Source organism: Streptomyces sp. WZ.A104 (assembly GCF_002382885.1).
In the GTDB taxonomy this organism is placed as follows: Bacteria; Actinomycetota; Actinomycetes; order Streptomycetales; family Streptomycetaceae; genus Streptomyces.
The window spans coordinates 110,749-124,736 of the sequence record NZ_NWVL01000002.1 but is presented as its reverse complement, the minus strand read 5'-3'; the positions used below and the strand labels follow the sequence as shown (position 1 = coordinate 124,736).

Here is a 13,988-nt window from a genome sequence, read left to right as displayed (position 1 = left end):
AATACCGCCCGGAGAATGTGGCGCAGAGCACATTGCTTCGTTTAATGCGCAAAGAAATTCGGGTGACGGGCGACCCTCCGGGGTCCGATGGACCGGGGTGCGGTCCATGGATCCCCACCCATGGACCGCACCCGGCTTACCCCCATCGGGTACGGAGCCGCACCGTCGCCCACCGCCGCCGAACACACAAAGCCCCCCACGGCCTTCACGTGCTCATCCGGTGGGCACCGGATGCGTACCCGACGTCGTACAGCCTTTCGGGTGAAGCGGAACGGGGCGAGACGTTTCACTTCTGGCCGAAACCCCGTGGTGACCTCCTGTGACGGCCCGCATACCCTTCGGTGGGGGCAATTGCGGATGCAACAGGTGGGGGAGTAGTGCTGCGTATCCATGTGTCCAGGCTGGACCTTTCGCGGGTGCGGATGGCCACGAGGCCGGACGCGCTGTGGGAAACGATTCTCAGCTTTCACCGGCTGAGGGACCGGCGTGCTTCGACCATCTTCGGGAAATGGCGTACGGAAACCCGGACGCGGTTGAATGGCGAAGTACACCTGCTGGCGGCGGTCGTCCCGCCCCGCGGCTATTTCCCGGATTTTCTGACGCCCTCCCAGGAGGGGGCCGAGCCTTTCGGTCTCGACACCGGAATGGAGGCCCTGCGCGACACCCCCGCCGACCGTGTCCGCGAGGAGCTGGAGCTGCTGGCCGCCGGGCGGCAGCGGCAGCGGGCGGGCCGCCCGGCCGGGCAACGGCCCCCGGGGAGAGCGAGCGCGGCACTGCCCGCCGCACTCCTGGAGGGCCGTGCCGAGCCGCTCGGCCGGCTGATCGGGGCCCTCCGCAGCTACCACCACGCCGCCGTCGAACCGTACTGGCCGCACATCAGGGCCAGCATCGAGGCGGACCGGGCCGTCCGGGGCCGGGCGCTGCTGGACGGCGGCGCGGACGGGCTCCTGGCCACCCTGCCGCCGATGATCCGCTGGCGCTCACCCGTGCTGGAGGCCGACTACCCGGTCGACCGCGACCTGCATCTGGACGGGCGCGGGCTGCTGCTCCAGCCCTCGTTCTTCTGCCGGGGCACGCCCGTCGTCTACCGGGACCCGTCCCTCCCGCCGGTGCTCGTCTACCCGGTGACGCACCCCGGCGCCCCGGAGTTCGCGGAGCCGGGCCCCTGGCTCGGCCGCCTCGTCGGCCACACCCGCTCGGCCGTCCTCCAGGCCATCGGCAACGGCTGCACCACGAGCGAACTGGCCCGCCGGGCGGGGGTGTCCCTGGCCTCCGCGAGCCAGCACGCCTCCGTGCTGCGCGAGGCGGGCCTGGTCCTGACCCTGCGCCACGGCAGCTCGGTGCTCCACACCCTGACCCCGCTGGGCGGCTCCCTCCTCCGCGGCGGCGCGCCGCTGGCCCTGCCCTGAGCGAAGGGCCTCCGGGCCCGGGGCGCCCCGGGGGTTCGGCGCCGGGGCCTGTCGTTCGGGTCGGGCCGGGCTCGCGGGGGGCCGGTGCGAACGTGAGCGAGGGCGCGAGTGGAATCTGCTTCCCCGAACACCGATGAGTTCCGCGTGGCACCGTCGTCTAACCATCGAAAGCGCCGGACGGATCGACCGGGGCGCGACGGGACAGAGGGAAGAGGGACCGACCATGGCTCAGATGATCTTCGTGAACCTGCCGGTGAAGGACCTGGAGACCGCGAAGGGCTTCTTCGAGAAGCTCGGCTTCACGGCCAACCCGCAGTTCACCGACGACAAGACGGCGTGTGTGGTGATCAGCGACACGATCTTCGTCATGCTGCTGACGGAGCCGCGCTTCAAGGAGTTCACCAAGAAGGACATCGCCGACGCCTCGAAGACGACCGAGGCCATCCTCGCCCTGAGCGCCGACAGCCGCGAGGAGGTGGACCGGATCGTCGAAGCGGCCCTGGCCTCCGGCGGCTCCCCGGCGGGCGAGACGCAGGACATGGGCTTCATGTACGGCCGCTCGTTCCAGGACCCCGACCACCACATCTGGGAGGTCATGTGGATGGACCCGTCGGCCGTCGAGGGCGGCGCCTGACACCCCGGGCCGCCCAGGGGTGTCCGACCCCTCCGGGTCCCGGAGGGGTCGGGGTGGTGCGGTCAGCCCCGGAACGGGCCCGTCACCTCGTAGGTGATGCCGCCCGACGAGCTTCCGCTCGTGCCGCGCTGCGAGGAGAAGTAGAGCCGGCTGCCGTCCGGCGAGAACGCGGGCCCGGTGATCTCCGAACCGGACTGGCCGGTGATCCGCAGGAACGGCGCCACCGTGTCGTCCGGAGTGATCAGGCAGATCTCCATGTTGCCGCCGTCCTCCGCCACGTAGAGGTCGCCGGAGTCGGACCGGGTGACGTTGTCGACCCCGGTCAGCGGGGCCGAGCCGCCCGTCACCAGCGAGTCGTCGTAGACGAGCGTGATCGACGAGTTGTCCGCGTCGTACGCCCACACCCGGTTGTCGCCCTTGGTGGTGAACCAGCAGGTGCCCGCCGCGTAGAAGCAGCCCTCCCCGCCCTTGAAGACCTTCGCCCCCGGCACCTGGTGCCGGGTCTGGGTGGAGGAGGCGGCCGGGTCCGGCACGTCCGCCCAGGTCACCGGGGTCGAGGTGCCCGAGCCCGCCACCAGCACCTGAAGGGTTCCGCTCGACAGGTCGCCCCAGGTCGTGGGCCGGAAGCGGTAGAAGCGGCCGTCCGACTCGTCCTCGGTGAGGTAGACGTAGCCGTGGTCCGGGTCCGATGCGGCCGCCTCGTGCTTGAAACGGCCCAGCGCGGGCCGCCGCACCGCCGCGTTCACCCCCCACGGGTCGGTCTCGTAGACGTATCCGCGGGTGACCTCCTCGCAGGACAGCCAGGTGTTCCACGGGGTCGCGCCGCCCGCGCAGTTGTTGTTCGTCCCGGACAGGATGCGGTACGCGGAGGTCACCGTCCCCGAGGAGTCGAAGCGCACCGCGCTCGCCCCGCCGCCTCTCCACGATGACACCTCGGCGTTGGAGACGTAGATCCAGCCCGAGCCGTCGGCGTACACCGCCCCGCCGTCGGGAGCGCTGTGCCAGCGGTAGGAGGTGCCGGGCACGGTCTGCCCGGAACGGGCCACGATGCGGCTGGTGAAGCCGCTCGGCAGCCGGATGCCGTTGCCGTTGGCCGGCTGGAGCGCGCCGTACGGGCCGGGGGCCGGCTGGGCCGGGTCGGCGAAGGCGGCCCCCCGCCACAGCGTGCCGCCGAAGGCCGCCGCCGAGCTGCCGATCACCGCGGTGCGCAAGAAGTTCCGACGTTCCACGATCACTCCACGCATGACTGAGGGCCCCCCGCTCCGGACGGACCGGCGGGTCGCGCATCGCGACTGTAGGAGTACGGAGTTGACGGCCCGTCAATGGCAGATGAACGTCCGGGGAGGGGCGGGTGCGAAGCGGTACGAACCCGCCCCGCACCCTCAGTCGGTCCGCACCGCGAACACCGGCACCGCCGCCCCCGCGTCGTCCAGACAGGCCCCCGTGGCCAGGTCGAAGCGCTGCTTGAGCAGGGGCGAGGCCACGAACGGCCGCCCGCCGGCCGAGCCGAGCAGCCCGCGCGCCAGGACGTACGCCCCGGTGAACGGGTCCCGGTTGCCGATCGCGTACACCTGCCCGGAGCGGTCCATGAACAGGGCCGCCTGGTCGCCGTCCGGCAGCAGCACCGCGACGCCCCGCCCGGGGGTGAGCAGCGACCGGTCGCAGACCGGCAGCCACGCGTCCGCGCAGGACAGCCGGACCGTTCCCGAGGCTGTCGCCTCCGAGGCCGTCGTCTTCGTGGTGATCGTTTCCGTGGTCATCAGGATGCGGTCCCTTCGAGGGTGCGGACGGCGAGCACCGGACCGGCCAGCAGCTCCAGATCCGGCTTTATCTGATCGCGTTCCGGAACGAACCTCACCGAGGGGTCGGGGGCCTCGGGCGCGTTGACGAAGGTGACGAAGCGGCGCAGCCGCTCCGGGTCGTTGATGGTCTCGGCCCACTCGTCGCGGTAGCCCGCCACATGCCCGGCCATCAGCCGCTCCAGCTCCTCGCAGATCCCCAGCGAGTCGTGGACGACCACGTCCCGGACGTGCTCCAGGCCGCCGTCGATCCGCTCCAGCCAGGCCGAGGTGCGCTCCAGCCGGTCCGCCGTACGGATGTAGAACATCAGGAACCGGTCGATCAGCCGCACCAGTTCGGCGTCCGAGAGGTCCTGGGCCAGCAGGTCGGCGTGGCGCGGGGTGGCCCCGCCGTTGCCGCCGACGTACAGGTTCCAGCCCTGGGCGGTGGCGATGATCCCGAAGTCCTTGCCCCGGGCCTCCGCGCACTCGCGGGTGCAGCCGGAGACCGCCGACTTCAGCTTGTGCGGGGAGCGCAGGCCCCGGTAGCGCAGCTCCAGGTCGATCGCCATCTTCACCGAGTCCTGGACGCCGTAGCGGCACCAGGTCTGCCCCACACAGGACTTGACCGTGCGCAGGGACTTCCCGTAAGCGTGTCCGGACTCGAAGCCCGCGTCCACCAGCCGGGTCCAGATCAGCGGGAGCTGGTCGACCCGGGCGCCGAAGAGGTCGATGCGCTGGCCACCGGTGATCTTCGTGTAGAGGCCGAAGTCACGGGCCACCTCGCCGATCACGATGAGCTTCTCCGGGGTGATCTCACCGCCCGGGATGCGCGGCACGATCGAGTACGACCCGTTGCGCTGGAGGTTGGCGAGGAAGTGGTCGTTGGTGTCCTGGAGCGCGGCCTGCTCGCCGTCCAGCACATAGCCGCTCGCGCCGACCGCCGGGGCCAGCGAGGCGATGACCGAGCCGACCGTCGGCTTGCAGACCTCGCAGCCGTCCCCGCCCCGTGCCTCCTGGCGGCCGTGCGAGTCGAGCAGCTCGGCGAAGGAGGTGACCCGCAGGGTGCGGACGATCTCGTACAGCTCGCTGCGGCTGTACGGGAAGCAGCCGCACAGCCCCGCGTCCTCGGGCGGCGGCAGCAGCTGGCCGATCACCTTGAGGCAGCCGCCGCAGCCCGTACCGGCCTTGGTGCACTTCTTCACCTCGGGCAGCGTGGTGTGTTCGCAGACCGCGCCCTTGGTGACGTTGTGGCAGGAGCAGATCACCGCCTCGTCCGGCAGCGCGGACGGGCCGAGCGCCACCGGACCGCCCGCCCCGGCGGGCAGCACCAGCTGCTCGGGGGCGACCGGCAGCACCGCGCCCGTCATGGGCCGCAGGGTGCCGTACTGGTCCGCGTCCCCGACCAGCACCCCGCCCAGCAGGGTGCCGTCCGGCGCGATCACCAGCTTCTTGTACACCCCCGAGCGGGCGTCGGAGTACACCACGTCCAGCGAGCCGTCGGCCGCCCCGTGCGCGTCCCCGAACGAGGCCACGTCCACACCGAGCAGCTTCAGCTTCGTGGACAGGTCCGCCCCGGTGAACGCGGACCGCCCGCCCACCAGCGTCTCGGCCGCCGTCTCGGCCATCTCGTAGCCGGGCGCCACCAGCCCGTACACCCGGCCGTCGGCGGCGAGCGCGCACTCACCGATCGCGAGCACCGCCGGGTCCGACGTCCGGCACTGCTCGTCCACGACGATCCCGCCGCGTTCGCCGACCGCCAGACCGCAGTCGCGGGCCAGCTGGTCCCGGGGCCGTACGCCCGCCGAGAAGACCACCAGGTCGGTGGCGAGCGAGGACCCGTCCGACAGCGCCATCCCGCTCACCGCCCCGCCCGCGTCCGCGAGGACCTCCTGAGTACCGACCCCCGTGTGGACGCTCAGCCCCATCTCCTCGATCGTCCGCAGCAGCGCCGCGCCCCCGCCCTCGTCCACCTGGACCGGCATCAGCCGGGGCGCGAACTCCACCACGTGGGTGCGCAGCCCGAGCCCCTTCAGCGCCCCCGCCGCCTCCAGACCGAGCAGTCCGCCGCCGACCACCGCACCGGTGGCCGCCCCCTTCGCGTACTCCTCGATCGCGAGCAGGTCCTCGATGGTCCGGTACACGAAACAGCCCCGGGCGTCCTTCCCCGGCACCGGCGGCACGAACGGGTACGAGCCCGTCGCCAGCACCAGCGTGTCGTACGGGAACACCGCCCCGGACCGCGCGGTCACCGTCCGCCCCGCCCGGTCGACGCTCTGTGCCGGGTCGCCCACGCGCAGCTCGAAGCCGTGCCGCTCCATGAACCCCGGTTCCACCAGGGAGAGGTCCTCGGGACTGCGCCCGGTGAAGTACGAGGTCAGCTGTACCCGGTCGTAGGCGGGCCGGGGTTCCTCGCAGAGCACGACGACCCGGGCCCCGCCGGCCGCCGGGGTCAGTCCGCGCCCGGCCAGGGCCTCCAGGAACCGCTGGCCGACCATGCCGTGCCCGACGACCACGATCGTCGGTACGGCGGTGTGCGCCGGGGAGTTCGGGGTGGTGGGCTCCGGCATCTCAGTGGCCTCCGTCGGTTGTCCTCATGCCATGAGCCTGGGCGGCAGGTGTTACCCGGCCGCATCCCTCCGGTTTCCCGGGCGGAACCTTGCGCTCAGCGTCGCCGCCGGGGGTGTGTGAGGGGCCTTCGGAGTGCCGGCCGGGGGCGTGGGGGGGCTTCGGAGGGCCGGCCGGGGTGTGTGAGGGTCTTCGGCGGGCCGGCCGGGTGTGCGGGGGCCCTTTCGAAGACCGTCCGAGCCACCCCTTAGTGTCGGGCCGTGCCCGAGATATCGCTGACCGTCCTCGTTCTCCTCTGCCTGGCCGCGGCCGCCGCGGGCTGGGTCGACGCAGTGGTGGGCGGGGGCGGGCTGCTGCTCCTGCCCGCGCTCCTGCTCGGCCTGCCGAACGCACCGGCGGCCCACGTCCTCGGGACCAACAAGGCCGTCGCGATCGTCGGGACCACGGGCGCGGCCGTGACGTTCGTACGCAAGGCCCCGGTACGGGTCGGGCTCGCGGTACGGGTCGGGTTGATGGCGCTCGCCGGGTCGATGACCGGGGCGTTCTTCGCCGCCGGGATCAGCAGTGAGGCGCTCCGCCCGGTGATCATGGTGGTGCTGCTCGGGGTCGCGGCGTTCGTCATGCTGCGCCCCTCGTTCGGCACGGCCGCGGCGGGCGACGGCACCGGACGGCCGGTCGGCCGAGCCCGGATCGTCACCGCGATCGTGCTGGCCGGCGGCGGGATCGGCTTCTACGACGGCCTGTTCGGGCCGGGCACCGGCACCTTCCTGGTGCTGGCGCTGACCGCCGTGCTCCACCTGGATCTGGTGACCGCGTCGGCCACCGCGAAGATCGTCAACGTGTGCACCAACGCCGGAGCGCTGGCGATGTTCGCGTACCAGGGCACGGTGCTGTGGCAGCTGGCGGCCGTGATGGCCGTCTTCAACCTCGCGGGCGGGATGGTCGGGGCCCGGATGGCGTTGAGCCGGGGGAGCGGCTTCGTTCGCGCGGTGCTGCTGACCGTGGTGTTCTCGCTGGTCGCCAAGCTCGGCTTCGACCAGTGGAACGCGTAGGGGGGCGGGTCGCGTTCAGCGCACGTCGGTCAGGTGCGCGTACGCCACCACGTTGCCCTGGTAGCCGGTCTCCTTGGAGAAGCCGCCGCCGCAGGTGATCAGCCGCAGCGCGGCGTGCGGCGAGTCGCCGTAGACGCGCCGGTCGGGGAAGTCGTCGTTGTCGTAGACCTCGATGGCGTCGATCGAGAAGACGGCGACGCGCCCGTCCCTGCGGACCACCTCGACCCGGGCCCCCTTGGTCAGGGCGCCCAGGGCGTAGAAGACGGACGGGCCTTCGGCGTTGTCCACGTGCCCGGCCACGATCGCGGTGCCCTGCGCGCCGGGCGGCACCCCGCCCCCGTACCAGCCCGCGAGGTTGCGGTCCTCGTCCGGCGGCACGTCGAGGCTGCCGTCGGCGGCCAGCCCCAGCCGCGTCATCGGCGCGTCCACCTCGATGCTCGGGATGCGGATGCGGACCGGCTCGGAGGAGGGCAGCGGCGCGGCGACGGGGGAGCCGGGCTGGAGCTCGGGCCCGGCGGCGAAGGCCTGGGCGCTGGAGGGCTGCGGCGGGATCAGCTGGGTGCCGGAGCCGTTCTGGACGAGCCAGATGCCGCACAGCACGGCGATGCCCACCAGCCACCCCTTGGCCTTCTGCGCGCTCTGGGACACGTCGTCGTCCTTCGTCTGCCCGGGTGGTCCTTCGTCTTCTTCGTCGTTCTTCGTCGTTCCTCGTGACGAGGGCGGCGCGAGGAGGGCGGGCGGAGCGCGCTCGGGGACGCGCCCCGCCCGGTCGGTGGGGAAGCGGTGGTTCAGCTTCCTTCGGTGCCCTCGGAGCGGCGACGCAGCAGCCACAGGCCCCCGACGGCCGCCAGGCCGATCACGCCGACGCCGAGTGCGACCTGTGTGGAGTCCGGCTCGACGCTGCCGCCCACCCCGGTCCGCACATGGCCGGACGGCTTCTCGTGCCTGCCGCCGCCGATCACCTTGAGGCTGCCTGCCGCGTCCTTGCCGTTGTGGCAGAAGACGAAGACCTCGTAGGTGCCGGGCCTGGTGTCGTGCGGCACGGTGAACTGGCCGACCGAGTCCTCCTTGTGGGTGCCGGGACGCACCCTGAAGTCCTCGGCGTTCAGGTCGCTGGCGTCGCCGTCACCCCCCTTCGGGCCGCAGAGGGTGGTGTTCACGGTGACGGTGGCCCCCGGGGTCGCGGTCGACGGGGTGATCTCCAGCCGGCCGACGTCGCCTGCGTACGCGGACGGGGCGGCGGTGGTGAGACCGAGCGCGATGACGGTGAACGCGGCACCGACGGTGCCGGTCACAAGGCGGGCAGGACTGCGCATGGGGATCCTCCGGGCAGACGGCGCGAGCAGGTGTGTCCTGTCCCCGAGACAACGGGGGCCGGGCCGCCCGCGCCTTCTGACGTCGAATCAGCTTTCACTCGTACGGACCGGCGCGGCGTCCTTGCCGGAATGGATCACCGCAGGTCGTGGGGGTGCGACTGGGCCGTTCGGTCCGTGCCGGCCGCCCGGGTGCCGATCGGGTGACCGGGCGGGCGGAGTGTGACGCAGCTCACATGTATGGCCTCGCGGGGTCCGGGCACACGCAAGTAACCCCCCATGGGACTCATTCCCGCCCCCCACGGCACCCGCACCCACCGGACCCTCTGCCCCCGGGGTCCGGTGGGGGGCGGGGCCGGATCCGCCTCCGGCCGACCACCGGTGTGGTCACGTCCCGTCCGTGGCGCTCCAGGTGATCTGCGGCGGGCGCACCCGGGCGCACAGCGGCTGCCCCTTGGCGTCGGTGAGTCCGAGTCGCCCGGTGAGATGCCCGGTGCGCGCGGCGGCTTCGAGGACGTCCGGACCGATGTCGCCGAACATCAGCTTGGCGCGCCGGAACATGGTGAAGACCCCGGCGTCGTCCACCGTGCCCCAGGACAGATAGACGAACCGCCCGCCCAGCCGGTTCTGCACGTACGGTCCCGACACCTCGATCCCGTCGGCCGTCGGGGTGGCCGTGCAGTCGAGCGTCCACCCGGCCGACGGGGCGTCCCCCGGGTGCAGGCCGAGCAGCTCGCCGGGCCGGTCCTTGCGCTGGACGCCGACGTGGATGTTCGCGAAACCGGGGAAGTCGGTTTCCGGGCCGCAGGCGCGGCCGGGAAGGTCCGACGCCTCGATATGGATCTGCATCTGCATGCCCCCATGGTCCGGCACCGCCCAGGACGCCAGCCCCGACCTCGGGAGCGCGGGCGTCACAGGGCGTCCTGCGGGGCACTCCCGTACGCCCGGTCCAGCTGCTTCAGCAGCTCCTCGTCGACCGCGAACCGCCGGTCGTCGATCCGCCCCACCGGCGCGATGCCCCGAGTGTTGCAGACGAAGGCCGCCCGGTAGCGGCCCACGCCGTCCGGGCCCTCCAGTGTCACCGGGCGGCGCACCGACGGCCGTCCGGCCCGCTCCAGCCCCTGATCCAGCAGCGTCATCGTGGTGCCGGTGAGCGCCGGGGCGTCGGGCCACACCACCGAGGCCCCGTCCCAGAAGCCGATGCTGGTGGTCGCGCCCTCGGCCACCACCCCGCCGGGCAGCGTCAGCAGCGCCTCGTCGAAGCCCGCCCGCCCGGCCAGCAGCCCGTGGTACGCCTGCCCGAAGTCGCCGGGCCGCTTGATGTGCGGGGCGGTGCGCGCGTACGGCACCGACCTCAGGCTCCGTGCCCCGGTCGACGGCCGCGCGGGCTCGTCAACGGTCACCATCACCCGCGTACGGCCGCCCCCGGGCGGCAGGTATCCGTTCACCCGCACCGAGGCGTCCCGCACCCCCGCCCCGTCCAGGGCGTGCCGGATCAGCTCCCGCACCCGGCCGCCGTCCAGGGGCTGACCGAACAGCTCCCGGTTCGCGGCGTCCAGCCGGGCGAGATGCAGCCCTAGCCCCCGCACCTTGCCGTCCCGCACCTGTAGGGCGGTGAAGTGGCCGAAACCGTGGAGGGCGGGAATCAGCAGGTCGTCCTCGGTGGCCGGGTTCCCGTCGAACTCGACACGGACGGCGAATCGTTGCGTCCTCATCCGGCCACGGTAAAACGTTCCGGCCAGGGTTCGACCGGAGGGCTTGACCTGAACCATGGTTGAGGCTGAAAGCTCGACCTCATGAACACCACACCGGTATCTCCCGTATCCGCTCCGGCCCCCCTCAATGTGGCCGTCATCCTCGGCAGCAACCGCACGGGCCGCTTCGGACCCGTGATCGCCGACTGGTTCCTGGGCCGCGCGGCCCGTCACCCGGGCATCGAGACCGACCTCGTGGACGTCGCGGAGGCCGACCTCCCCACCGCCCTCTCCTTCAGCCCCGGCCCCGAGGAAGCCTCCCGGCTCGAAGCGGTCTCCACCCGGCTGGCGGCGGCCGACGCCTTCGTCGTGATCACCCCCGAGTACAACCACTCCTTCCCCGCCCCGCTGAAGAACCTGATCGACTGGCACCGCGAGGAGTGGCAGGCCAAGCCCGTCGCCTTCGTCTCGTACGGAGGCGTCTCAGGGGGCCTGCGGGCCGTCGAGCAGCTCCGCCAGGTCTTCGCCGAACAGCACACCGTCACCGTCCGCGACACCGTCTCCTTCCACAACGCGGGCGCTCTCTTCGACGACGAAGGACGCCACCGGGACCCGGCCGACGCCGACGCGGCGGCCAAGACGATGCTGGACCAGCTGGTGTGGTGGGGAACCGCGCTGCGGGACGCCCGGATTCTCCGTCCGTACGGCGGCTGAACCGCAGGGGAACGACAATCGGGTCAGGGCCCCGGGGCAGGGGCCCGCCGTACTCCGAGGAGACCGACGATGACAGCGCCGCCGGCATGGCTGACCGTACTGACCACGACCGACAGCGAGGACAAGGCCCGTCAGCTGGCCCGGTCCGCGGTGGAGGCCCGGCTGGCGGCCTGCGCGCAGATCTCCGCCCCCGTCACCTCGGTCTACCGGTGGCAGCACGCCATCGAGTCGACCGAGGAGTGGCAGGTGTTCCTCAAGACGACCGCCGAGCGCTACGACGAACTGGAAGCGCTCATCGAGCGGGAGCACGACTACGACACGCCGGAGATCATCGCCCTGCCGGTGATCCGCGGCAGCGCCCGCTACCTCGGCTGGGTGACGGCGGAGACGGCCCCCGAAGCCGCCCTGTGACGGCGGCCATGAGCGCGACCGCCCCCGACTCCCCGCCCGCCGTCGAACGGCCCTTCTTCGTGTACGGGACGCTGCTCCCCGGCGAACCCAACCACGACCTGTTCCTCCGCGGCCGTACGACGGGGGAGCGCCCGGCCGTGCTGCCCCGGGCGCTGCTCTACGACGGGCCCGGCTACCCGTACGCGATCGACGGCCACGGCCGGGTCCACGGCACGCTGCTCGTCGCCGCGCCCGGGGTGTACGGGGAGCTGCTCGGGCTCCTGGACCATCTGGAGGAGTTCCTCGGCCCGGGCCACCCGCGCAACCTGTACGAACGGGTCGTCCGCGAGGTCGAGTCGGCGCCCGACCCGGCGGCGGGCGGTGCGGGCGGGCCGACCGGCGGGGCCGGGGAGTCCGTGCAGGCGTGGGTCTACCTCGCCGCGGCCGCCGTCACCCGCTCGCTGCGGACCGGCGGCGTCCTCATCCCCGAGGGGCGGTGGATCACCGGACGAGCCCCGGGCGGCCCGGACAACCCCTGACAGCGCACGTCACCCGGGCGGCGGACGGGGCGCACCGCCGCCCGCCGTCAGGGTGTCCCGGCTTCCGCCGTCAACGGCCCCCGGCGGCCAGCGCCTCCGTCACGCCCGGTTCCTCGGGCCCCAGGAACCGCGGGTCGGGCCGGAACAGGGCGTCCAGGGCCGCCTTGCCGGAGGCGGCCAGCTCCCGGGCCCCGCCGTAGTACCAGGTCGCGTCCCGTGGCTCGTCGACCGCGACCCCGTACGCGTCGATCCCGGCGGAACGGCACAGCGTGACCGCCCGGTGGATGTGGAAGCCCTGGGTCACCAGCACGGCCCGGTCCACCCCGAAGATCTTCCGGGCCCGGACACAGGAGTCCCAGCTGTCGAACCCGGCGTAGTCGCTCACGATCCGCCCGTCGGGCACCCCGCGCTCGGTGAGATACGTGCGCATCGCGTCCGGCTCGTCGTACTCCACTCGGCTGTTGTCCCCGGTGACCAGGACGACCTTCACCTTCCCCGTCCGGTACAGCTCGGCCGCGGCGTCCAGGCGGTGGGCGAGATACGGGGTCGGGCGGCCCTTCCACAGCCCGGCGCCGAACACCACGGCGACCTCCCGCTCCGGGGCGTCGGCCGTCGTCCCCACCCGGTCACCGGCGCCGAGGCGCATCCAGGTGGCGGGCACGAGCGCGAGCACGCAGGCGACCATCAGCCCCTGTACGAGCCGACGCCGACCCCGTCGGCCGAGCCTTTTCCGTACCTTCGCGCGCACAAGCGCCCCCTGATCATTCGTCCGTTCGTCGTGTCCCCCACCTGACCTGACGACCGGAGGGCCGCAATGGTTCGCCCGGAACCCCAGCTGTGGCGTCCGGCACCGCACACCACTCCCGCCGCATCCGTGAGGCGGCGGAAAACCCCTGTGACCCTCGCGCAACGGCCCGGCAACGTCCGCCCGGCACCATCGGTCCATGACGGAGTCGGCCAAGCAACTGCCTCGCCAGTCCTCCCCGCCCCCCGGGCCTGTCCTCGACAGCACGGCGCAACTCCTCACCCGTATCACCGCCTAGCTCGGCACCCAGCTCAGCCTCGTCTCCCGGAACGGAACCCGCAGGCCCATGCACCGCACCCGGCAGTCCCACCGCCCCGCCCCGGGCGAGCACGGCGGTTCGCCCGCCCCCACCCTGGTCGCCGTCGCGCACGGCAGCCGCGACCCGGCGGCCCTGGGCACCGTGCTGGCCCTCCTGGACCGGGTCCGCGAGCTGCGCCCCGGCCTCGACGTCCGGCTCGGTCACATCGAGCTCAACGCGCCCCTGCTCCCGGACACCCTGAACGGCCTGCGCGGGGCCGACGCCGTCCTCGTACCGCTGCTCCTGGGGCGCGGCCACCACGTCAAGCACGACCTGCCCGCGGCGACCGCCGCCGCCCCCGCCGTACGCACCCGGATCGCCGCCCCCCTCGGGCCGCACCCGCTGCTGGTGGAGGCGCTGTACGGACGGCTCGTCGAGGCGGGCTGGGACCCCGCGGACCGGGGCGGCCGGGGTGCCGCCGTGGTCCTCGCCGCCGCCGGGTCCCGCGACCCCGACTCAGCCCAGGACACCCGGCGCACCGCCCGGATGCTCGCCGAACGTCTCGGGGTCCCGGTCGTCCCGGCGTACGCCTCCGCCGCCGCCCCCACCGTTCCCGCAGCGCTGCGCGCGCTGGCCGACCGGGGCCGCCACCGGACCGCCGTCGCCTCGTACTTCACCGCCCCCGGCCGCTTCGCGAGCGCCGCCGCCACGGACGCCGCACCCCGCATCGCCGCCGCTCCCCTCGGCGCCCACCCCGCGTTGGCCCGCCTGCTGCTGCACCGCTACGACCAGGCGGTCTCGGCGACCGCCCCCGCCGACGCGGTGAGGTTGCTCGCTTCCGCCTGACTTGCGGG

The 13,988-nt window shown here is 73.0% G+C and carries 14 protein-coding genes and 1 pseudogene; 7 read left to right on the top strand and 8 right to left on the bottom strand.

Annotated elements, in window-relative coordinates:
• Positions 1-377 precede the first annotated feature (377 nt).
• Positions 378-1,409 carry a helix-turn-helix transcriptional regulator gene (locus CIB93_RS01655; protein ID WP_096623253.1) on the top strand — a complete coding sequence of 344 codons (1,032 nt, stop codon included), beginning with the start codon at positions 378-380 and terminating at the stop codon, positions 1,407-1,409.
• Positions 1,410-1,632: 223 nt separating this feature from the next.
• Entirely contained in the window at positions 1,633-2,043 is a 411-nt protein-coding gene (locus CIB93_RS01650; RefSeq protein ID WP_096623251.1) for a VOC family protein, read from the top strand.
• A 62-nt stretch (positions 2,044-2,105) separates the two neighbouring features.
• On the opposite strand, the gene CIB93_RS01645 is transcribed toward CIB93_RS01650, so the two are convergent.
• The 3 genes from CIB93_RS01645 to nirB form a co-directional block, all read right to left on the bottom strand.
• A complete protein-coding gene (locus CIB93_RS01645; protein ID WP_096623407.1) occupies positions 2,106-3,272 on the bottom strand; it encodes an alkaline phosphatase PhoX in 1,167 nt (388 codons plus the stop codon).
• A 153-nt stretch (positions 3,273-3,425) separates the two neighbouring features.
• Complete coding sequence (gene nirD, locus CIB93_RS01640) at positions 3,426-3,803, bottom strand: nitrite reductase small subunit NirD (RefSeq protein ID WP_096623249.1); 378 nt, start codon at positions 3,801-3,803, stop codon at positions 3,426-3,428.
• A complete protein-coding gene (gene nirB, locus CIB93_RS01635; RefSeq protein ID WP_096623247.1) occupies positions 3,803-6,391 on the bottom strand; it encodes a nitrite reductase large subunit NirB in 2,589 nt (862 codons plus the stop codon). Before nirB ends, nirD begins: the two co-directional genes overlap by 1 nt.
• A gap of 258 nt (positions 6,392-6,649) precedes the next feature.
• On the opposite strand from nirB, the gene CIB93_RS01630 reads away from it, so the two are divergent.
• Positions 6,650-7,441, top strand: coding sequence for a TSUP family transporter (locus tag CIB93_RS01630; protein WP_096623245.1), 792 nt, complete (start codon positions 6,650-6,652; stop codon positions 7,439-7,441).
• Between the two features lie 15 nt (positions 7,442-7,456).
• On the opposite strand, the gene CIB93_RS01625 is transcribed toward CIB93_RS01630, so the two are convergent.
• The 4 genes from CIB93_RS01625 to CIB93_RS01610 form a co-directional block, all read right to left on the bottom strand.
• Positions 7,457-8,089: a class F sortase gene (locus CIB93_RS01625; protein ID WP_096623243.1), complete on the bottom strand. Its 633-nt coding sequence runs from the start codon at positions 8,087-8,089 to the stop codon at positions 7,457-7,459.
• Between the two features lie 140 nt (positions 8,090-8,229).
• Positions 8,230-8,757: a hypothetical protein gene (locus CIB93_RS01620; RefSeq protein WP_096623241.1), complete on the bottom strand. Its 528-nt coding sequence runs from the start codon at positions 8,755-8,757 to the stop codon at positions 8,230-8,232.
• A gap of 384 nt (positions 8,758-9,141) precedes the next feature.
• Positions 9,142-9,603 (bottom strand): DUF5990 family protein, encoded by a 462-nt coding sequence (locus tag CIB93_RS01615; RefSeq protein WP_096623405.1) that lies wholly within the window; start codon positions 9,601-9,603, stop codon positions 9,142-9,144.
• 62 nt (positions 9,604-9,665) lie between these two features.
• Complete coding sequence (locus CIB93_RS01610; RefSeq protein ID WP_096623239.1) at positions 9,666-10,469, bottom strand: aminotransferase class IV; 804 nt, start codon at positions 10,467-10,469, stop codon at positions 9,666-9,668.
• An 81-nt stretch (positions 10,470-10,550) separates the two neighbouring features.
• Here CIB93_RS01610 and CIB93_RS01605 point away from each other — a divergent pair, with 81 nt between their 5' ends.
• From CIB93_RS01605 to CIB93_RS01595, 3 genes are all read left to right on the top strand, one after another.
• Positions 10,551-11,162: an NADPH-dependent FMN reductase gene (locus CIB93_RS01605; RefSeq protein ID WP_096623237.1), complete on the top strand. Its 612-nt coding sequence runs from the start codon at positions 10,551-10,553 to the stop codon at positions 11,160-11,162.
• Between the two features lie 69 nt (positions 11,163-11,231).
• Positions 11,232-11,573 carry a divalent-cation tolerance protein CutA gene (gene cutA, locus CIB93_RS01600; RefSeq protein WP_096623235.1) on the top strand — a complete coding sequence of 114 codons (342 nt, stop codon included), beginning with the start codon at positions 11,232-11,234 and terminating at the stop codon, positions 11,571-11,573.
• An 8-nt stretch (positions 11,574-11,581) separates the two neighbouring features.
• Positions 11,582-12,091 (top strand): gamma-glutamylcyclotransferase family protein, encoded by a 510-nt coding sequence (locus tag CIB93_RS01595; protein ID WP_096623403.1) that lies wholly within the window; start codon positions 11,582-11,584, stop codon positions 12,089-12,091.
• A gap of 70 nt (positions 12,092-12,161) precedes the next feature.
• On the opposite strand, the gene CIB93_RS01590 is transcribed toward CIB93_RS01595, so the two are convergent.
• Positions 12,162-12,839 carry a vancomycin high temperature exclusion protein gene (locus tag CIB93_RS01590; RefSeq protein WP_096623233.1) on the bottom strand — a complete coding sequence of 226 codons (678 nt, stop codon included), beginning with the start codon at positions 12,837-12,839 and terminating at the stop codon, positions 12,162-12,164.
• Positions 12,840-13,035: 196 nt separating this feature from the next.
• Between CIB93_RS01590 and CIB93_RS01585 the strand changes: the two are divergent.
• Positions 13,036-13,980, top strand: a pseudogene (locus CIB93_RS01585) (sirohydrochlorin chelatase).
• Positions 13,981-13,988 lie beyond the last annotated feature (8 nt).